This window comes from Amycolatopsis viridis, assembly GCF_011758765.1.
Classification (GTDB): Bacteria; Actinomycetota; Actinomycetes; order Mycobacteriales; family Pseudonocardiaceae; genus Amycolatopsis_E; species Amycolatopsis_E viridis.
Map to the genome: position 1 here is coordinate 1,280,646 of NZ_JAANOU010000001.1, position 18,781 is coordinate 1,299,426.

Annotated in this window: 16 protein-coding genes; 8 read left to right on the forward strand and 8 right to left on the reverse strand. The window is 71.9% G+C overall.

What is annotated here, in order from left to right; translation table 11 throughout:
* Positions 1-22: 22 nt before the first annotated feature.
* The 3 genes from FHX46_RS06385 to ald form a co-directional block, all read right to left on the reverse strand.
* Complete coding sequence (locus tag FHX46_RS06385; RefSeq protein ID WP_167111519.1) at positions 23-904, reverse strand: ABC transporter permease; 882 nt, start codon at positions 902-904, stop codon at positions 23-25.
* A complete protein-coding gene (locus FHX46_RS06390) occupies positions 904-1,995 on the reverse strand; it encodes an ABC transporter ATP-binding protein (RefSeq protein ID WP_243871233.1) in 1,092 nt (363 codons plus the stop codon). Before FHX46_RS06390 ends, FHX46_RS06385 begins: the two co-directional genes overlap by 1 nt.
* Positions 1,996-2,240: 245 nt before the next feature.
* The gene (gene ald, locus FHX46_RS06395; protein WP_167111521.1) at positions 2,241-3,356 is read right to left on the reverse strand and encodes an alanine dehydrogenase; all 1,116 of its coding nucleotides are present in this window, start codon (positions 3,354-3,356) and stop codon (positions 2,241-2,243) included.
* A gap of 156 nt (positions 3,357-3,512) precedes the next feature.
* Here ald and FHX46_RS06400 point away from each other — a divergent pair, with 156 nt between their 5' ends.
* Positions 3,513-4,445 carry a zinc-binding dehydrogenase gene (locus tag FHX46_RS06400; RefSeq protein WP_167111523.1) on the forward strand — a complete coding sequence of 311 codons (933 nt, stop codon included), beginning with the start codon at positions 3,513-3,515 and terminating at the stop codon, positions 4,443-4,445.
* A 44-nt stretch (positions 4,446-4,489) separates the two neighbouring features.
* On the opposite strand, the gene FHX46_RS06405 is transcribed toward FHX46_RS06400, so the two are convergent.
* From FHX46_RS06405 to rdmE, 3 genes are read right to left on the reverse strand one after another with little or no spacing between them, the layout of a single operon-like run.
* On the reverse strand, positions 4,490-5,212 hold the full coding sequence (locus tag FHX46_RS06405; RefSeq protein WP_167111525.1) for an MOSC domain-containing protein: 723 nt from the start codon (positions 5,210-5,212) through the stop codon (positions 4,490-4,492).
* A gap of 8 nt (positions 5,213-5,220) precedes the next feature.
* Entirely contained in the window at positions 5,221-6,738 is a 1,518-nt protein-coding gene (locus FHX46_RS06410; protein ID WP_167111527.1) for a PucR family transcriptional regulator, read from the reverse strand.
* 16 nt (positions 6,739-6,754) lie between these two features.
* Positions 6,755-8,323, reverse strand: a complete 1,569-nt coding sequence (gene rdmE / locus FHX46_RS06415) for an aklavinone 12-hydroxylase RdmE (RefSeq protein ID WP_167111529.1) — start codon at positions 8,321-8,323, stop codon at positions 6,755-6,757.
* A gap of 176 nt (positions 8,324-8,499) precedes the next feature.
* On the opposite strand from rdmE, the gene FHX46_RS06420 reads away from it, so the two are divergent.
* Together FHX46_RS06420 and metX are read left to right on the forward strand one after the other, a co-directional pair.
* Entirely contained in the window at positions 8,500-9,804 is a 1,305-nt protein-coding gene (locus FHX46_RS06420) for a bifunctional o-acetylhomoserine/o-acetylserine sulfhydrylase (protein ID WP_167111531.1), read from the forward strand.
* Entirely contained in the window at positions 9,801-10,940 is a 1,140-nt protein-coding gene (gene metX, locus FHX46_RS06425; RefSeq protein WP_313886046.1) for a homoserine O-acetyltransferase MetX, read from the forward strand. Before FHX46_RS06420 ends, metX begins: the two co-directional genes overlap by 4 nt.
* A 50-nt stretch (positions 10,941-10,990) precedes the next feature.
* Here metX and FHX46_RS06430 read toward each other — a convergent pair whose 3' ends face one another.
* Together FHX46_RS06430 and FHX46_RS06435 are read right to left on the reverse strand one after the other, a co-directional pair.
* Positions 10,991-11,401: a hypothetical protein gene (locus FHX46_RS06430; protein WP_243871469.1), complete on the reverse strand. Its 411-nt coding sequence runs from the start codon at positions 11,399-11,401 to the stop codon at positions 10,991-10,993.
* Positions 11,402-11,516: 115 nt separating this feature from the next.
* Positions 11,517-12,107: an SACE_7040 family transcriptional regulator gene (locus FHX46_RS06435; protein ID WP_167104888.1), complete on the reverse strand. Its 591-nt coding sequence runs from the start codon at positions 12,105-12,107 to the stop codon at positions 11,517-11,519.
* Positions 12,108-12,258: 151 nt separating this feature from the next.
* Here FHX46_RS06435 and FHX46_RS06440 point away from each other — a divergent pair, with 151 nt between their 5' ends.
* The 5 genes from FHX46_RS06440 (at position 12,259) to FHX46_RS06460 (ending at position 18,734) form a co-directional block, all read left to right on the forward strand.
* Positions 12,259-13,050, forward strand: coding sequence for an SGNH/GDSL hydrolase family protein (locus FHX46_RS06440; protein ID WP_167111533.1), 792 nt, complete (start codon positions 12,259-12,261; stop codon positions 13,048-13,050).
* A gap of 169 nt (positions 13,051-13,219) precedes the next feature.
* A complete protein-coding gene (locus tag FHX46_RS06445) occupies positions 13,220-13,909 on the forward strand; it encodes a hypothetical protein (protein ID WP_167111535.1) in 690 nt (229 codons plus the stop codon).
* A 93-nt stretch (positions 13,910-14,002) separates the two neighbouring features.
* Entirely contained in the window at positions 14,003-15,616 is a 1,614-nt protein-coding gene (locus FHX46_RS06450) for a carboxyl transferase domain-containing protein (RefSeq protein ID WP_167111537.1), read from the forward strand.
* Positions 15,617-15,621: 5 nt separating this feature from the next.
* A complete protein-coding gene (locus FHX46_RS06455; RefSeq protein ID WP_167111539.1) occupies positions 15,622-17,583 on the forward strand; it encodes an acetyl-CoA carboxylase biotin carboxylase subunit in 1,962 nt (653 codons plus the stop codon).
* The gene (locus tag FHX46_RS06460) at positions 17,580-18,734 is read left to right on the forward strand and encodes an acyl-CoA dehydrogenase family protein (protein ID WP_167111541.1); all 1,155 of its coding nucleotides are present in this window, start codon (positions 17,580-17,582) and stop codon (positions 18,732-18,734) included. The genes FHX46_RS06455 and FHX46_RS06460 overlap by 4 nt, the downstream gene beginning before the upstream one ends.
* Positions 18,735-18,781 lie beyond the last annotated feature (47 nt).

An 18,781-nucleotide genomic window follows, 5' to 3' on the forward strand; every position in this document is an offset into this window, starting at 1 on the left:
ACGCCAGGTTATGCGTGCCCGGTCAGGTGATGTCGCGGCGCTGGTTCGAGCCCCAGCCGGCGGCGAAGAACACCGCGGTCCAGGCGAGGAACACCAGCGCGGCGGCCCACCACGAGATCACGCCGGGCGCGCCGGCCGCGAGCTGGAGGCCCAGCTTGTCCCAGTGCTCGACGTCACCCGGCAGGTTGAGCGAGCTGATCCCGAACGCGTCCGCGGCGATGCCGCCGACGATCCCGTTCGCGGCGCCGTTCGGCAGGATCGCACCGAAGATGTCGCTGGTGTTCCACAGCGCCACCAGCAGCACGTTCTCCACCAGCAGGAACCAGCCGATCAGCAGGATGACGGCCAGCACGACCCGGTTCAGCACCGCGCCGAACCCGATGCCGAACAACGTCACCAGGGCGTAGGCCAGCACGGTCCCGCCGAGCGCGGCGAGCCACTCGCCGCCGCTGGGCAGCCGGCCGCTGTCGACGGTGGCGACGGTCGCCAGCGCCGCGACCGCGAAGCTGAGCAGCCCGTACAACGCGCCCCACAACAGGTAGGTGATCATCTTCGCGGTCAGCGCGGACACCCGGTTCGGCGCGGTGAGGAACGTGGTGGTGATCGTCCGGCTGCTGTACTCGCCGGCCAGCGCGAAGACGCCGAAGATCGCCGGGATCAGCTGGGCGATGTTCACGCCGTGCGCGATGCTCAGCAGCCCGACGGGCAGCGCGTCGGCCGACATCCCGGCCTGCCCGGCGATGATCCGGGCGGTGCCGCTGCCGATGTAGTCGGCGAAGTCGTTGGTGATCCGGCCCCACACGAACGACATCCAGAACGCGACCAGCACCAGCGGGACGATCAGGACCCACCAGGTGTTGAGGCTGAGGGTCTTGCGGAACTCCGCCTTGATCAACCGGCCCATCAGCCCTGACCTCCCCAGCTGCCGTTGCCCTGCTGTTGTCCCGGCGGTACTTGCTGGTACTGCTGCTGCGGCGGGTAGCCGGGTGGCGGCGGGCCCCATCCGCCCTGCTGCGGCGGTCCGTAGGGCTGCGGCGGCATGCCCGCGTACTGCGGGCTGGTCAGCTGGAAGAACAGCCGCTCCAGATCGGCCCGCTCCTCCTCGATCCCGTAGACGGCGAGGCCGGCCTTCGCGACCAGGTCACCGATCTGCTGGCGGGTCGCGCCGATCACCGCGACCCGGCCGTCGGGGGTCGGCTCCACCTGGGTGAACCCGCCTTCCTGAAGCGCTTTCACGAGCGCGTTCGGATCCGCGGCCTGCACCAGCACGCGGGACTGCTGGCTGCTGCGCAACTGCTCGAGCGGACCGTAGTAGCGCGTCACGCCGTGGCTGATGATGACCACCTGGTCGATCGTCTGCTCCACCTCGGACAGCAGGTGGCTGGACACCAGCACGGTGCGGCCCTCGCGGGCGTAGGCGCGCAGGAAGTTGCGCAGCCACACGATGCCTTCCGGGTCGAGTCCGTTCGCCGGTTCGTCCAGCACCAGCACCTGCGGGTTGCCGAGCAGCGCGGTGGCCAGCGCGAGCCGCTGCCGCATGCCCAGCGAGAACCCGCCCGCGCGGCGATCCGCGACACCGGAGAGCCCGACCAGCCCCAGCACCTCCTCGACCCGCTGGTCCGGCACACCGATCGCCGCGGCGTACACCTTCAGGTGATTCCGCGCGCTGCGCTTGGGGTGGAAGCCCTCGTTCTCCAGCACCGCGCCGACGACCTGCGCCGGATTGCCCAGCTGCTGGTAGGGGCGGCCGTTGATGGTCGCGACACCGGCCGACGGCGTCACCAGGCCGAGCACCATGCGCAGGGTCGTCGTCTTGCCCGCGCCGTTGGGGCCGAGGAAGCCCGTCACCGAACCGGGGCGGACCTCGAAGCTCAGGTTCTGCACCGCGGCGACCGGCCCGAAGTGTTTGCTCAGGTTCTGCACGACAATCCGGCCACTGCCGTCGTGCTGCATGTGCGCCCCTCCCCGCCCGGTGAACATGATCGCGGGGCACATAGTGCCCTACTCGCGACCGGATGAACCGATCCGGCGCCGCGTGTCGGCGGGCGGGAGGACAAAAAGGGGCGACCCGCTCAACCAGCCTGGGGGTCACTGGGAGCGGGCCGCCACGTACCAGCTTAGGTGCTGTCCCGGGACTTCGCCCACGCGGGGGGCCAAGTTCCCCGGGAAAAATTCTTCACGGATCGTGCGGTGAGGTGGGCGGTCCCTGACCCCGGAAGCGGTGGGACCGCCCACCCCGCTCAGGCGAGGGTCTCGGCCAGCGGTGTGTGGGTCAGGTCGTGGGCCTGCGCGACGGCCGCGTTGGTCAGGGCTCCGGCGTGGGCGTTCAGGCCCAGCGACAGCGGCTGGTTGCCGCGCAGCGCCTGCTGCCAGCCGTGGTCGGCCAGCTGGACCGCGTAGGGGAGCGTGACGTTGGTCAGCGCGTAGGTGCTGGTGCGCGGGACCGCGCCGGGCATGTTGGCCACGCAGTAGAACACCGACTCGTGCACGGTGTAGGTCGGGTCGTCGTGCGTCGTCGGGTGCGAATCGGCGAAGCAGCCGCCCTGGTCGATCGCGATGTCGACCAGCACGCTGCCCGGCTGCATGCGGGCGACCAGATCGTTGGACACCAGTTTCGGTGCCCGCGCGCCCGGCACCAGCACGGCGCCGATCACCAGGTCGGCCTCCAGCACGGCCTGCTCCACCGCGAAGGCGTTGGAGGTGACGGTGCGGATCCGGCCGCCGAAGTCGTGGTCGATCTGCCGCAGCCGGTCCACGTTGGTGTCCAGGATCTCGACGTCGGAGCCGAGGCCGAGCGCGATGCGCGCGGCGTTCAGGCCGGCGACGCCGCCGCCGATGACGACCACGCGGGCCGGGTGCACGCCGGGCACGCCGCCGGGCAGCACGCCGCGGCCACCGCTCGGCTTGAGCAGGGAGTGCGCGCCGACCTGCGGCGCGAGCCGCCCCGCGACCTCGGACATCGGCGCGAGCAGCGGCAGCGCTCCGGTCGGCTGCTGCACGGTCTCGTACGCGATCGCGGTGGTGCCGGCGTCCAGCAGCGCCTGCGTCAGCGGGCGGTCGGCGGCGAGGTGGAGGTAGGTGAACAGGACCTGGTCGCGCCGCAGCCGCGAGTACTCCTCGGCAACCGGTTCCTTGACCTTGAGGACCAGCTCACCCTCGGCCCACACGTCGTCGGCGGTGGCGAGGATCTTCGCCCCGGCGGCGACGTACTCGTCGTCGCTGATCGCGGACCCGGTTCCGGCGCCGGCCTCGATGAAGACCTCGTGGCCGCGGGTGGTCAGCTCGTGCACCCCGGCCGGGGTCACGGCGACGCGGTACTCGTGCTTCTTGACCTCGCGGGGGACGGCGATGCGCACTGCTTCCTCCTGCTGGTGATGAACGTGGTGGTGACCACGGTGAACCACTCGGATGGCGGTGTCATCGTGCGATGGGGACAATTCTCCCGCGCTTGGGTGGTGCCATCAGGACAACGTGTTGACCTACACCTTGGTCGAGATCGCAGGATGATCTCCATGAGAGCAGTGTGGTTGATCGAGTTCGGCGGACCCGACGTGCTGGTGGCCGGGGACGCACCGGATCCGGTGCCCGGTCCCGGCCAGGTGCTGATCGGCGTGACGTTCGCCAACACCACGTTCGTGGAGACGCAGTTCCGGTCGGGCCTGCCCGGGCCGTTCCGGGCGGAGCCGCCGGTCATCCCGGGCAACGGGGTCGGTGGCGTGGTGCTGTCCGGCCCGGACGACCTGGTGGGGGCGGCGGTGGTGACCAGCCTGACCGGGTCGGGCGGCTACGCGGAGCGGGTCGTGGTGGACGTGGGCGCGCCGTTCCGGGTGCCGGACGGCCTGGCGCTGGACGACGCCGTCGCGTTGCTGGCCGACGGCCGGACGGCGACGGCACTGATCCGCGCGGCCGGGGTGTCGGCGGGGGAGCGGGTGCTGGTGCTGGCCGCCGCCGGTGGGGTGGGCAGCGTCCTCGTGCAACTGGCGCGCAACGCCGGGGCGACGGTGATCGCCGCGGCCGGTGGCGCCCGGAAGACGGCGGTGGCGCTCGACCTCGGCGCGGAGACGGCCGTGGACTACACCCAGCCGGGCTGGGCCGCCGAGGCCGGCCCGGTGGACGTCGTGTTCGACGGTGTGGGCGGGGCGATCGGCGCGGCCGCGTTCGGCCTGGTGCGGCGCGGCGGACGGCACTTCAGCTACGGACTGGCCAGCGGCGGGTGGACGGAGGTGTCCGAAGAGGAGGCGTCCGCGCGTGGTGTCCGGTTGCACAGCGGTGCGCTGGGCAGTCCGGCGGACCTGCGCGCCGCCACCGAGTGGGTCCTGGCCGAAGCGGCCGCCGGACGGGTCAAACCCCTGATCGGGCAACGCTTCCCGCTCGCGCGGGCCGCCGACGCGCACCGGGCCATCGAATCCCGCGGGACGATCGGCAAGACGCTGCTCGAAGTCTGATCGCGCGAACCCGCGCCCGTGCACCGGGCGCGGGTTCCGCTTCGTCAGGCGGTGTCCGCCCGGGCGGCATCGCGGGCGGCGATCACCCCGGCGCGGGTCACGCGCATGATCACGCCGAACTTGTTGTCGTGCCGCTGGATCAAGTGGGATTGCAGCTCCGGCCACCGCGCGCGGCCGGACGGGTCCCAGCTGGGCACCGCGCACCGGATGCACGGCCCGGCGCGCTCCCCGGTCACCTCGAGCGTCACGTCGCCGGCCCGGAGCACCGTGCCAGCCGTCCAGTCCTCCTCGGCGAACGGCGGTGCATCGAGCGTCAGGTGCAGGTTCGGCCGGAACCGGTCGAGGTCGACCGGCCTGCCGAGTTCCACGGCGAGCGCCGCCAGCGACGCGGCGAACGTGACCAGCACCGTCGGCCCGCGGTCCTGCTGCCCGTCGGCCGCGCGGAGTTCCACCGGCATCCCGAACGAATCCGACAGCGCCTCCGCCAGCCCGGGCTCGTCCCAGTTCCACGCCCGGCCGTCCGGGGCGTGCAGCACCGGCGGCTTCGGCGGGTCGATCACCGGACCGTACTCCGCGCCCCAGGCGAGCATCGCGGGGTGCTGGCGCACCGTCAGCAGCTTGCCGCGGCGCCGGTTCCGGCCGTCGACGAGCGCGTGCGCCCGGTCGCCCGCCACGCCCCGTTCGTCGAACCGCGCGGCCTCGACCTCCTCGCCCCGCAACGACTTCACCGGCCAGCGGCGCACCGCGGCAACGGACCCTTCGAACACGAACCCTCCTACGACCATCGCACGGTCACCAGTTGCACCAGCAGCGCCAGGCGGACGTCGGCATCGTCCAGGTCGAGCGGCACAAGGTCGAGCACCCGGCGCATCCGGTACCGGAACGTGTTGGGGTGGATCCGCAACGCCTGGGCCGCGGAGCGCGGATCGCCGGGGTGCCGCAGCCACTCGTAGAGCGTCTCGACGTACTCGGTGCGGTTGGCCCGGTCGTACTCGCGCAAGGTGTCCAGCGGCCCGAGTTCCACCACACCCGCCGCGGCCGCGGCCGTCGCCGTGCGGTGCAACGCCAGCGCCGTCCACAACCCGTCGAAGCTCCCGGACGACGCCTCGACCACTCCGGCGCGCAGCAGGCTCAGCGTCTCCTCGGCCTCCGCCCGGGACCGCGGCAGCTCGCCGAGCTTCACCGCGCTCCCGGCCGCCACCCGGGGCGCGCCCCGCGCCGGGTCAGCCAGCGCGGACCAGTCCGCCCCGTCCGGCACCACCGTGTACAGCAGCCCGCCCAGCTCTGTCGCGATCGGACGGTGCCCGATGCCCTGCGACATCCGTTCCAGCAACGCCAGCCGCAGTCCTTCGTCGTCGCCGGGAGTGTCGATCACCACCACCCGGTGCGGCTCGTCGGTCAGCTCCAGCTCCGCGACCGCCGCGCGCGGCCCGGCCTTTCCCTCCAGCACGGCGCGCAGCAACTCGGCGGAGGCCCGCCGCTGCGCGTCCGCGTGGGCGCGCCGCCGCAACAGGTGCAACGCCACGACCGGCGCGGTGTCCGCGAAGGCCGCCGCCCGTTCGTCCGACACCGGCCCGCGCACCACCGCCCACATCGACCCGAGCAGTTCGCCACCCATCCGGATCGGCACGATCAGCCGCGGCAGCGTGCCGTCCCGTTGCGCGGGCACGAAAATCGTCTGCCGCCCGCGGGACAGTTCCCGGAACACCCCGCGGGAGCGGAACTTGGCGAGCACGTCGTCCGGGATGCGGCGCCCCATGATCGTGGACACCCGCGCCGGGTCGGTGATGTCCTGCCGCGCGGAGTAGGCCAGTACCCGCGAGTTGGTGTCCTCGATCGTCACCGGCGCGTCCACCACCGCCGCGACCGCGTCCGCGAGCCGGAACAGGTCACCCGACCCGGGATCGCCCTCCAGCGACTCCGGTTCCTCGGCCGCCGCGTCCAGCACCGTCCGCAGCAGCCACACCAGCTGCGCCCACGCCGTCGCCGCGTGCACCTCGATCAGCGCGATGCCCGCGGACCGCGCCGCCCGCCGGACCGGCGGCTTGCGGGCGACCGGCGGTTTCAGCAGGACCGCCGCCGCGCCGGCCGCGGCGCTGCTGCGCACCAGCTCGACCGCCGCGTCCTGGCCGGTCGTGGCGACGCCGAGCACCAGGTCGCCCGCCGCGAGTTGCGCGGGCGCCCCGGGCTCGGCGATCACCACGTCCGCCACGGCCGGGCAGGGATCCGGCAGCTGCACGGCGTGCAGCAGGGTCGGCCCCACCCGGTCGACGACGCTGCGGACGGACACCACTTCCGCAGAATACGGGCTACCTGCTCAGGACACGGGCCAGGACGTCCCGCAGGGTGGCCGCCGGGTCCGCGGTGCCGCCGGCCGAGCGCCACGCGACGATCCCGTCCGGCCGCACCAGGCTCGCGCCGCCGTCGCGCAGGCCGAACCGCGTGCCGAACACACCCTGCGGGTCGTCGAAATCGCGGCCGGCTTCCCGGTGGTCCAGGTCGAGACCGGTCTCGGCGCGGACCGCGTCGACCGCGTCGCGCCATCCGCCGGTGGTGAACAGCACCCAGCGGTGGCCCAGGAAGTCCCACGTGGAGCCGGTCGTGGTGGGCACGGTCGGCGCGCGGAACCCGGGCCGCCCGGACGGTTCCACCGGGTTCTCCAGCCGGTCGGTGTCCCCGGCGTCTTCGACGAGCACGGCGCCGGACCGGTAGCGGAACCCGAGGGTGAGGGCCGTCTGGTCGACGGGTTCGGGTGCCCCGGTCAGGTCGAGCTCGGGGAACATCCGCTCCTTGGCGTTGTGCAGCGAGGTGCCGACCACCATCTCCGCGATCGGCCTGCGCTCGGCGTCGTAGCTGTCCAGCAGGCCCGGGCCGGCGTCGCCCCGGATCACCGCGGCGAGCTTCCAGGCGATGTCGTGCCCGTCGCCGACCGCGGTGTTGCCGCCCATGCCGCCGGTGGGCGGGGTGACCTTGGCGGCGTCGCCGACCAGGAACACCCGCCCGGCGGAGAACCGCTCGGCGATCCGCGCGGCCATCTCCCACACGCCCGTCCACTGGATCTTCGGTTGCAGATCGGGCAGGTCGGTGGCCAGCCGGATCAGGTGGACCAGCCGCTCCTCCGGGAAGTCCGCGGCGGTTTCCCCGCGCTCGGGGTGCAGGTCGACGGCGCAGACGTAGCGGCCGGGCGTGTCGGAGTTGGTCAGCGCGCCGGTGAACTCCGGGTTCTGCAGGTAGTAGAGGTCGGTGACGTCGCGCTCCAGGCGGTCGCCGAGGTCGGCGTCGAACACGACGCCGATCGAGTGCGCGATCGCGCCGATCCCGGTGGTCCCGATGCCGAGGGTTTCGCGGATCCGTCCGCGGCCGCCGTCCGCGGCGACCAGGTAGGACGCGCGGACGGTGGTCTCCGCGCCGCTGTCCCGCGACCGCAGGACCGCCGTCACCCCGTCCGCGTCCTGCTCGAACGACACCATCTCGGTGGAGAACCGCACGTCCGCGCCCGCCGCGCGGGCCCGCGCGAGCAGGATCGGCTCCACCACGTCCTGGCCGGCCATGCCCCACGGCGCCGCGGTCGCCGCGCTCAGGTCGACCTCGCCGAGGTCCTCGACGAGCCGATGGAACACCGGGCCGCCCAGGCTCGCCGCGACGGTGATCTTCAGGCCCTGCGAGGCCCGCTTGCTGACCCCGAGCACCTCGTGCTCGATCCCGGCGAACCGGTACAGCTCCATCGTGCGCGGTGTCTGGCCGCTGGCGCGCGGGTGCAGTGCGGTGCCCGGATGCCGGTCCACCGTCAGCACCTGCACGCCCTCGAGGGCCAGGAACATGCTCGCGGACAGGCCACCGAGCCCGGCCCCCACGACCAGGACGTCGACGTTCTCCATGATTCCTCCTTGCTGTGGAAATCCCCGTTGATGAATATCTTAGACACTGAGAGATTTAGTTGGCAAGAGGAAGCCGGTTCCCATGTGCTGGGAACCGTTGGGGGCGGTTGCCCGGTTTGGCTAACTTCGGTCCCGGCGCCCCTTGCTCCGACAGCCACGCACCGAGGAGAACGACGATGACCCAGTCGCAGGCCTGGTCCTTCGAGACCAAGCAGATCCACGCCGGCGCGAGCCCCGATCCGGCCACGGGCGCCCGGGCCACGCCGATCTACCAGACCACGTCGTACGTGTTCCGCGACAGCCAGCACGGCGCCGACCTGTTCAGCCTCGCCGAGCCCGGCAACATCTACACGCGGATCATGAACCCGACGCAGGACGTGCTCGAGCAGCGCGTGGCTGCGCTCGAGGGCGGCGTGGCCGCGCTGGCCTTCGCGTCCGGCACCGCCGCGACCAACGCGGCGATCCTGAACGTCGCCAACGCCGGTGACCACATCGTGGCCAGCCCGAAGCTCTACGGCGGCACCTTCAACCTGTTCCACTACACGCTGCCCAAGCTCGGCGTCGAGGTGTCCTTCGTCGAGGACCAGAACGACCTGGAGCAGTGGCGGGCCGCGATCCGACCGAACACCAAGGCGTTCTTCGCGGAGAGCCTGGCCAACCCGGGCAGCGACGTGCTCGACATCCGCGCGGTCGCCGACGTGGCGCACGCGGCCGGGCTGCCGCTGATCGTCGACAACACGATCCCGACGCCGTACCTGCTGCGCCCGATCGAGCACGGTGCCGACGTCGTGGTCCACTCGGCGACCAAGTACCTGGGCGGGCACGGAACCACGATCGCCGGCGTCCTGGTGGACGGCGGCACCTTCGACTTCGGCGCGTACCCGGAGCGCTTCCCCGGCTTCACCGAGCCGGACCCGAGCTACCACGGTCTCAAGTACTGGGAGGCCCTCGGCCCCGGCGCGTACGCCGCCAAGGCGCGCGTCCAGTTGCTGCGCGACACCGGTGCGGCCATCGCGCCGCTCAACAGCTTCCTGATCCTGCAGGGCATCGAGACGCTGTCGCTGCGGCTCGAGCGGCACGTCAGCAACGCCAAGGCGCTGGCCGAGTGGCTGGAGCAGCGCGACGAGGTCGAGCGCGTCTACTACGCGAGCCTGCCGTCCAGCCCGCACCACGAGCTGGCCCGCAAGTACCTGCCGCAGGGTGCCGGCGCGGTCCTGTCGTTCGAGCTGCGTGGTGGCGTGGAGGCCGGGCGGAAGTTCGTCGACGGCACCGAGCTGCACAGCCAGCTCGTCAACATCGGTGACGTGCGCAGCCTCATCGTCCACCCCGCCAGCACGACCCACAGCCAGCTCACGCCTGCCGAGCAGCTGGCCAGCGGCGTGACCCCGGGCCTGGTGCGGCTCGCCGTCGGGCTGGAGGGCCTGGAGGACCTCAAGGCGGACCTCGAGGCCGGGTTCCGGGCGGCCAAGGCGGCCCTGTGACAGAACCGTCCACTGTGGATCTCCCGCCGGTGACCGGCGCGTGGCGGGCGGGAGATCCACCGGGACGGCGGCAGTGGTCCGCCGGCGGACGGCTACGGCTGGACGCCGGCGGCACCCTGCCGGAGTACCGGATCGCGTACGAGACGTGGGGGCGGCTGAACTCCGACGCCTCGAACGCCGTCCTGGTTGAACACGCCCTCACCGGCGACAGCCACGCCGCCGGCCCGGCGAGCCCGGGTCACCCCACCGCGGGCTGGTGGGACGGCCTGATCGGGCCGGGCCGCGCGCTGAACACCGACGAACTGTTCGTCGTGGTGCCGAACGTGCTCGGCGGCTGCCAGGGATCGACCGGGCCGTCCTCACCCGGTCCGGACGGGCGGCCGTGGGGCAGCCGGTTCCCGCGGATCACCATCCGCGACCAGGTGCGCGCGGAGGCCGTGGTCGCCGACGAACTGGGCATCGACCGCTGGGCCGCCGTGCTCGGCGGGTCGATGGGCGGGATGCGGGCGCTGGAATGGGCGGTGACGTTCCCCGGCCGGGTCGCCGGGCTGCTCGTGCTGGCTGCACCGGCCGCCTCCTCGGCCGACCAGGTCGCCTGGGCCTCGCCCCAGCTGCACGCGATCACCGCCGACCCCGGATGGCGCGGCGGTGACTACTACGACGCGCCGCCCGGTGCGGGGCCGCACCGCGGGCTCGGGGTGGCGCGGCGGATCGCCCACGTGACGTACCGCAGCGGGCTGGAGCTCGACCAGCGGTTCGGCCGCCGGCCGCAAGGCGCCGAGGACCCGCTCGGCGACGGCCGGTACGCCGTGGAGTCCTACCTCGATCACCACGCGGACAAACTGGTGCGGCGCTTCGACGCGGGCTCCTACGTGCTGCTGACCCGGTCGATGAACACCCACGACGTCGGCCGCGACCGCGGTGGGGTGGGCGCCGCGCTGGCCCGGGTGACCGCGCGGAGCGTGATCGCGGGTGTGGACAGCGACCGCCTCTACCCGATGCGGCAGGCACACGAGCTGGCCGCCGGGATCCCGGGCGCGGGCGAGGCGGCGGAGATCAACTCGCCCTACGGGCACGACTCGTTCCTGATCGAGACCGAGCAGGTGGCGAACCTGGTGAAGGCGCTGCTGCACTGAGCCCGGCCGGGGCGGTCCGACCGTGGTCGCCGAGGTGCGCGCGACCCGTCTCAGGTCAGCGCCTCGGAGATCCAGTCGGTCACCGGCAGGTCCCGGTCGAGGCATTCGGTGGACAGCCGGATCGTCCAGCGCAGCGCTTGCAGCGTGAGGCTGTTCACCTCCGCGCGGTTCGCGCTCGCCAGGGCGATCTCCACCTGTTCGGCCGCGGCCTCGGTGTTGCCGTGCACCTCGGCCAGCAGCGTGCGGACCGCCGTGCGCACCGGCGGGTCGGCCTGGTCGATCGAGACCTCCGCACCCGTCTCGTCGAACACCTGCACCTTCACCGGCGCGCTGCCGCCGTCACCGAGGGTGGTCACCATCGTGCTGCACTCCTCGAACAGCAGCAGCATCAGCTCGCGCGTCTCGTCGTGGCTCGACGGGGCCACCTCGTCGAGCGCGTCGTCGTCGCGGCCGAGCTGCATCGCGACGAGGGCGCGCTGCGCTCGCGAGATCAGCTGCTGCCGGTCGGAGGTCACGGGGTCTATCAAAGCCGGGGAAAGCCGTTCAAGGTAGTGGGAAAAACGAGTGACGTGCCGATCACGCGGCGGCCTGCAGCGCGCCGAGCGCGAGGCGCCGCAGGAGGACGGCCAGATCCTCGTCGTCGAGATGGCGGTTGTACGGGGTCGAGTTGATCAGCCCGAACACGGCGTGTGCCGCCGAACGAGCCTGGCGTTCCCCCACTCCGGGGACGGCGTCGCGGATCACCTTCACCCACACCTCGACGTAACGCCGCTGCAGCGCGCGCACCTGCTTGCGGTCGGCGTCGGTGAGGTTGGCGAGGTTGCGCTCCTGGACCGTGATCAGCGACGGGTGGGTGAGCGCGAAATCGACGTGGAACTCGACCAGCTCGGTGAGCGCCTGCCCGGGGTCGGAGGTCTGCTCGACGCGGGCGGTGCCGCCGTCGAGGAGGTAGTGGCTGATCGAGTTCAGCATCTCCCCGAGCATCGCGTCCTTGCTGCGGAAGTGCCGGTAGAGCGCCGGGCCGGAGATGCCGACCGCCGCGCCGATGTCGTCGATACCGACGCCGTGGAAGCCGTGCCGGGCGAACAGCTCGGCCGCCGCGCTCAGGATCTCCTCGCGGCGCGTGGCCTTCTCGCCGGTGACCAGCGGGGTGGGACTCGTCGACACGCGACCATCTTATCGAGTCAGGTTAGCGAGCGCTAACGTCGGCTCGTTGTCACCTGTTGGTAGACGGAATGCCTCCCAACGGGGGTCCCTTGCGGGCAGCGCACCTGGTAATCGTTCAGTAGTGCTTCGCTCACGGAAGGTGGTCCCCGTTGTGCTGAGAACGCTTGCCGTCGCCGCCGTCGCGGCCCTCACCGCGATCGGCCTGAACTGGGGGATTGCCGGTGCGGACACCCTCGACTACGTCGCCCTCGGCGATTCCTACTCCTCCGGGGTGGGTGCCGGGAGCTATCTCGACTCCTCCAGTTGCAAGCGCAGCTCGAACGCCTACCCGGAGCTCTACGCCCGGCGGACGTCGGCCTCGCTCGACTTCCGGGCGTGCTCCGGCGCCAAGACCTCCGATGTGGTGGCCAAGCAGGTCGGCGCGCTGTCCCCGGGGACCGATCTGGTGACGATCAGCGTCGGTGGCAACGACGCCGGCTTCGCGAGCGTGATGCAGGACTGCATCCTGGGCGGGGACTCGGGCTGCCGGACGGCGATCGACAACGCGAAGGCGTTCGTGGCCGGGACCCTGCCGGGGCTGCTGGACAAGACCTACGGGGAGATCCGGTCGCGCGCCCCGGAGGCGAAGGTGGTCGTGCTGGGGTACCCGCACTTCTACAAGATCGGCGGCTCGTGCTCGGTCGGGCTGTCCGACACGTCGCGCGGTTACGTCAACAGCGGGGCGGACGCGCTGGACTCGGTCATCGAAAAGGAGGCGTCGGAGGCGGGCTTCGCGTTCGTGGACGTGCGCCCGGCCTTCACCGGGCACGAGATCTGCTCCGGTGCGTCCTGGCTGCACAGCCTGACGTACCCCGTCGACGAGTCCTACCACCCGACGGCGACCGGTCAGGCGCAGGGCTACTACCCGGCGCTGGTGGCCGCGATGCGCGACCTCCGGGTGTGAATCCCGGGTCAGGGCGGCCGGCCCGCACCGCTTCGGTAACGCCTGGCGCGGGCACGGCGACGATCATCGTGTGCAGGCGGAGACGAGCTGGCTGCCCCCGTGGAGCACGGACCCGGCCACGTTCGCCGCCTGGGGTCAGTGGGCCGGCGCGCTGGGCAGCATGGCGGCGGTGATCGTCGCGCTGGCGCTCGCGGCGGTGGACGGCCGTCGGCGGCGACGGGAGCTGGCGGACCGGCAAGCGGCGCAAGCCCGCACCGTGACCTGCGCGGTCGTGCGCCGCATCGGCGAGGACGCCGACCGGGACGAGTTGTCCGTCGTCGTCCAGAACCACGGGCAGCTGCCGGTCACCGATGTCTACCTCCGGGACGTCCGGATGCATTTCGGGGGCACCACGCTGCGGGATTGGGATTTCGCGGCGCCCCATCAGCGTGACGAGGGGCGTGCCTACCCGTTGGACACGGTGATCGGTCCGCAGGATCGCGCCAGCTCCCCTCGATTGATCTTCCGTGACCTGCCGGAGGACGGTTCACCCCTCGACCGGGGTGAGGCGACCACGCGGTTCGCCTTCCTCGATGCGAGTGGACTCTGGTGGGAACGGATCAACAACGGGCCGCCCCGGCGGATCTACACCAGTCAGGAGAAGGACAGGATCGAGAGGCGGGCGTTCCGGCGGCTCGTCGTCGCCATCGCGGCCGTCTCCGTGCTGGTCGGCCTCGGTGTCGGCGCCCTCACGGCCACGCTCGAGATCAACTTCGTCACTTCTCTACTGCTCGATGCCATCGTGCTGGCCGGTGCCGGATATTTCATCATCCGCAAGGTCGACGGCAAGCCGCTGCTCCCCTTCCGTCCGGGGAAGTGAGCGCCCGCGCTGGACAGCGCACGTTAGCCGTGGTTAACATCGACCCGTGCGTTAACGCCTGCTAACCATGTTCGGCGTCGGATGAGGAGGGTCATGGACTTCCCGGTGCTCGGCACCTCCGCGGACCCGCGAAGCGAGCAGTACGCCCGGAACGCGACCGCCCACGCGGAGCTCGTCGAGGATCTGCGCAAGCGCTTGGCGACCGCTCGAACCGGTGGCCCGGAGAAGGCGCGTGCCCGGCATGTGGAACGCGGCAAGCTCCTGCCCCGCGACCGCGTCGACGCCCTGCTCGACCCGGGCTCGCCGTTCCTCGAACTCTCGCCGCTGGCCGCGAACGGCCTCTACGAGGACGAGGCTCCCGCGGCGGGCATCATCACCGGCATCGGCCGCGTCTCCGGGCGCGAGTGCGTCGTCATCGCCAACGACGCGACCGTCAAGGGTGGCACGTACTACCCGATGACGGTCAAGAAGCACCTGCGAGCGCAGGAAGTCGCCCTGCACAACAACCTGCCGTGCATCTACCTGGTCGACTCCGGCGGCGCCTTCCTGCCGAGGCAGGACGACGTGTTCCCCGACCGCGAGCACTTCGGCCGCATCTTCTACAACCAGGCGACCATGTCCGCGCGCGGCATCCCGCAGATCGCGGCCGTCCTGGGCTCGTGCACGGCCGGTGGCGCGTACGTGCCGGCGATGAGCGACGAGGCGGTCATCGTCCGCAACCAGGGCACCATCTTCCTCGGCGGCCCGCCGCTGGTGAAGGCCGCGACCGGTGAGGTGGTCACCGCCGAAGAACTCGGCGGCGGCGACGTCCACGCCCGTCAGTCCGGCGTCACCGACCACCTCGCCACCGACGACGCGCACGCCCTGTCCATCGTGCGCAACATCGTCGCCACCCTCGGCCCGCGTAGCCCGCGCCCATGGGAAACCCGCCAGGTCGAGGCCCCCGCCGTCGACCCGGAGCAGCTCTACGGTGTCGTTCCCACCGACCCCCGCACGCCCTACGACGTGCGTGAGGTCATCGCGCGGATCGTCGACGGCAGCCGCTTCGCGGAGTTCAAGAAGGAGTACGGCACCACCCTCGTCACCGGTTTCGCGCACATCCACGGCCACCCGGTCGGCATCATCGCCAACAACGGTGTGCTGTTCGCCGAGTCCGCGATGAAGGGCGCGCACTTCATCGAGCTGTGCGACCAGCGGTCGATCCCGCTGGTCTTCCTGCAGAACATCAGCGGCTTCATGGTCGGCAAGGCCTACGAAGCCGGCGGCATCGCCAAGCACGGCGCCAAGATGGTCACCGCGGTCGCCTGCGCCCGGGTGCCCAAGTTCACCGTCATCATCGGCGGCTCGTTCGGCGCGGGCAACTACTCGATGTGCGGGCGGGCGTACTCGCCCCGCTTCCTGTGGATGTGGCCGAACGCGCGCATCTCCGTGATGGGCGGCGAGCAGGCCGCCTCGGTGCTGGCGACCGTGCGCCGCGACTCGATCGAGAGCCGTGGCGGCGAGTGGCCCGCCGACGAGGAAGAGGCGTTCAAGGAACCCATCCGCCGCCAGTACGAGGAGCAGGGCAGCCCCTACTACTCGACGGCGCGGCTGTGGGACGACGGCGTGATCGACCCGGCGGACACCCGCATGGTGCTCGGCCTCGCGCTGTCGGTGGCGGCGAACGCGCCGCTGGAACCGGTCAGCTACGGCGTCTTCCGGATGTGAGGGGCATGTTCGACACCGTCCTCATCGCCAACCGCGGCGAGATCGCGGTTCGCGTCATCAGCACCCTGCGGCGCCTCGGCATCCGCTCGGTCGCGGTCTACAGCGACGCCGACGCGGACGCGCGGCACGTGCACGAGGCCGACACCGCGATCCGCATCGGACCCGCCGAGGCCACCCGCAGCTACCTGTCCATCCCGGACATCGTCCGGGCCGCCGTGGACTCCGGCGCGCAGGCCGTCCACCCCGGATACGGCTTCCTCGCCGAGAACGCCGAGTTCGCCGCCGCGTGCGAAAAGGCCGGGCTCACGTTCATCGGGCCCCCGCCGAGCGCGATCGACGCCATGGGCGACAAGATCCGCGCCAAGGCCACGGTCTCCGCAGCCGGTGTCCCGGTCGTGCCCGGTCTGTCCGATGTGGACGACTTCGCGAAGGCGGCCGACGAGGTCGGCTACCCGTTGCTGCTCAAGCCGTCCGCGGGTGGTGGCGGCAAGGGCATGCGGCTGGTGCAGGAGCCCGGCGAACTCGCTGCCGCGGTCGAGTCCGCGCAGCGCGAGGCCCGCGCCGCGTTCGGCGACGACCGCCTGCTGCTGGAACGGTTCGTCACCACGCCCCGGCACATCGAGATCCAGGTGCTCGCCGACACCCACGGCACGGTCCTGCACCTCGGTGAGCGCGAGTGCAGCCTGCAGCGCCGGCACCAGAAGATCATCGAGGAGGCGCCGTCGGTGCTGCTCGACGAGCAGACCCGGGCGCGAATGGGTGCCGCCGCCGTGGAAGCGGCCCGCTCGGTCGGGTACGTCGGCGCGGGCACCGTGGAGTTCATCGTCTCGGCGCGCCGGCCGGACGAGTTCTTCTTCATGGAGATGAACACGCGGCTGCAGGTCGAGCACCCGGTGACAGAGCTGGTGACCGGGCTCGACCTGGTCGAATGGCAGGTGCGCGTCGCCGCGGGCGAGCCGCTCACGCTGACCCAGGAGGACATCCGCCTCGACGGCCACGCCGTCGAGGCCCGTGTCTACGCCGAGGACCCGGCCCGCGGGTTCGTGCCGACCGGCGGCACCGTGCTGGCGCTCGACGAGCCGCGCGGCCAGGGTGTCCGCGTGGACTCCTCGCTCGCCGAGGGGTCGGTCGTCGGGTCGAACTACGACCCGATGCTCGCCAAGGTGATCGCGTGGGGCCCGGACCGGGCCGCCGCGCTGCACCGGCTCGACCGCGCCCTGGCGGGCACGGCCGTGCTGGGCGTGCCGACCAACGTGACGTTCCTGCGTGCCCTGCTGGGCGACCCCGACGTGCGGGCCGGGAACCTGGACACCGGGCTCGTCGAGCGCCGGCTCGACGAGCTGGTCGGGGCGGCGGTGCCGGCGGAGTTCTTCGTCGCCGCCGCGATGGACCGGCTGCTCGGCCTGGTGCCCACCGGCACCTCCGACCCGTGGGCCGTGCCCAGCGGGTGGCGGCTCGGCGGCCCCGGCGGGGTCCGGTTCCGGCTGCGTGCCGGGGACACCGAGGCGCTGGTCACGGTCGAGGGCTCCCCGGACGACGCCCGGGTCACTGTGGACGGTGGCGACCCGGTGCCGGTGTCCGCCCGGCGCACGGGCAACCGGCTCGAGGTGCACTACGACGGCGAGTTCCGCCGGTACCTGCGCGCCGATGCGCCGCAGGACCGGGTGTGGCTCGGCCGGGACGGGCACGGCGTCGTCATCGGGGAACGGCCCAACCTGCTCGCCACCCACGGCGAGGCGAACGAGGCGGGACCGGTGACGAGCCCGATGCCGGGCACGGTGCTGGTGGTCAAGGTCGCGCAGGGCGACGTGGTGCGCGCGGGTGCGCCGCTGCTGGTCGTCGAGGCGATGAAGATGGAACACACGCTGGTTGCCCCGGTCGACGGCGTGGTCGAGGAACTCCGCGTCCAGGTGGGCCAGCAGGTGGCCCTCGACGAGACGCTCGCGGTGGTCAAGGAGCAGAAATGATCGACTTCCGGCTCGGCGAAGAGTACGAGGCGCTGCGCAAGACCGTGCAGGACTTCGCGCAGTCCGAGGTGGCCCCCGTGATCGGCGGCTTCTACGAGCGGGAGGAGTTCCCGTACGAGATCGTCCGCGGCATGGCGCGCATGGGCCTGTTCGGGCTGCCGTTCCCGGAGGAGTACGGCGGGATGGGCGGCGACTACTTCGCGCTGTGCCTCGCGCTGGAGGAACTGGCCCGGGTCGACTCGTCGGTGGCGATCACCCTGGAGGCGGGCGTGTCGCTGGGCGCGATGCCGCTCTACCGGTTCGGCTCCGCCGAGCAGAAGGCGAAGTGGCTGCCCGCGCTGTGCGCCGGTGAGGCGCTGGGCGCGTTCGGCCTGACCGAGCCGGGTGGCGGTTCCGACGCCGGCGCGACCCGCACGAGCGCGAAGCTGGACGGCGGCGAGTGGGTGATCAACGGCAGCAAGTCGTTCATCACCAACTCCGGCACCGACATCACCCGGCTGGTCACCGTCACCGCGGTGACCGGCGAGAAACCCGGTGGCGGCAAGGAGATCTCGGCGATCATCGTGCCGTCCGGCACGCCCGGGTTCACGGTGGCGCCGAAGTACTCGAAGGTCGGCTGGAACGCCTCGGACACCCACGAGCTGTCCTTCACGGACTGCCGGGTGCCCGCGGAGAACCTGCTCGGCGAACGCGGCCGCGGGTACGCCCAGTTCCTGTCCATCCTGGACGAGGGCCGGGTCGCGATCGCTGCGCTGAGCGTCGGGCTCGCGCAGGGCTGTGTCGACGAGTGCCTGCGGTACGCGGGGGAGCGGGAGGCGTTCGGTCACCGCATCGGCGAGTACCAGGCGATCCAGTTCAAGATCGCCGACATGGAGGTCCGCGCCCACACCGCCCGGCTGGCCTACTACGCGGCCGCGTCGAAGATGCTGCGCGGTGAGCCGTTCAAGAAGGAGGCCTCGATCGCCAAGCTGGTCGCCTCGAACGCGGCGATGGACAACGCGCGGGACGCGACCCAGATCTTCGGCGGTTACGGCTTCATGAACGAGTTCCCCGTCGGCCGGTTCTACCGGGACGCGAAGATCCTCGAGGTGGGCGAGGGCACCAGCGAGGTGCAGCGCATGCTGATCGCCCGCGAGCTGGGTCTTCGCTGAACCGGGCGAACTGAGGCAACCTGACGCGCCCCCTGCGCGTGTATCCC

Coding starts and splice junctions, on each gene's coding strand:
- FHX46_RS06400 (WP_167111523.1), top strand. CDS start 3,513: ATGAGAGCAGTGTGGTTGATCGAGTTCGGCGGACCCGACGTGCTGGTG.
- rdmE (WP_167111529.1), bottom strand. CDS start 8,323: ATGGAGAACGTCGACGTCCTGGTCGTGGGGGCCGGGCTCGGTGGCCTG.
- FHX46_RS06420 (WP_167111531.1), top strand. CDS start 8,500: ATGACCCAGTCGCAGGCCTGGTCCTTCGAGACCAAGCAGATCCACGCC.
- FHX46_RS06455 (WP_167111539.1), top strand. CDS start 15,622: ATGTTCGACACCGTCCTCATCGCCAACCGCGGCGAGATCGCGGTTCGC.
- FHX46_RS06460 (WP_167111541.1), top strand. CDS start 17,580: ATGATCGACTTCCGGCTCGGCGAAGAGTACGAGGCGCTGCGCAAGACC.
- FHX46_RS06430 (WP_243871469.1), bottom strand. CDS start 11,401: ATGCAGCTCGGCCGCGACGACGACGCGCTCGACGAGGTGGCCCCGTCG.
- FHX46_RS06385 (WP_167111519.1), bottom strand. CDS start 904: ATGGGCCGGTTGATCAAGGCGGAGTTCCGCAAGACCCTCAGCCTCAAC.
- FHX46_RS06390 (WP_243871233.1), bottom strand. CDS start 1,995: ATGTGCCCCGCGATCATGTTCACCGGGCGGGGAGGGGCGCACATGCAG.
- FHX46_RS06450 (WP_167111537.1), top strand. CDS start 14,003: ATGGACTTCCCGGTGCTCGGCACCTCCGCGGACCCGCGAAGCGAGCAG.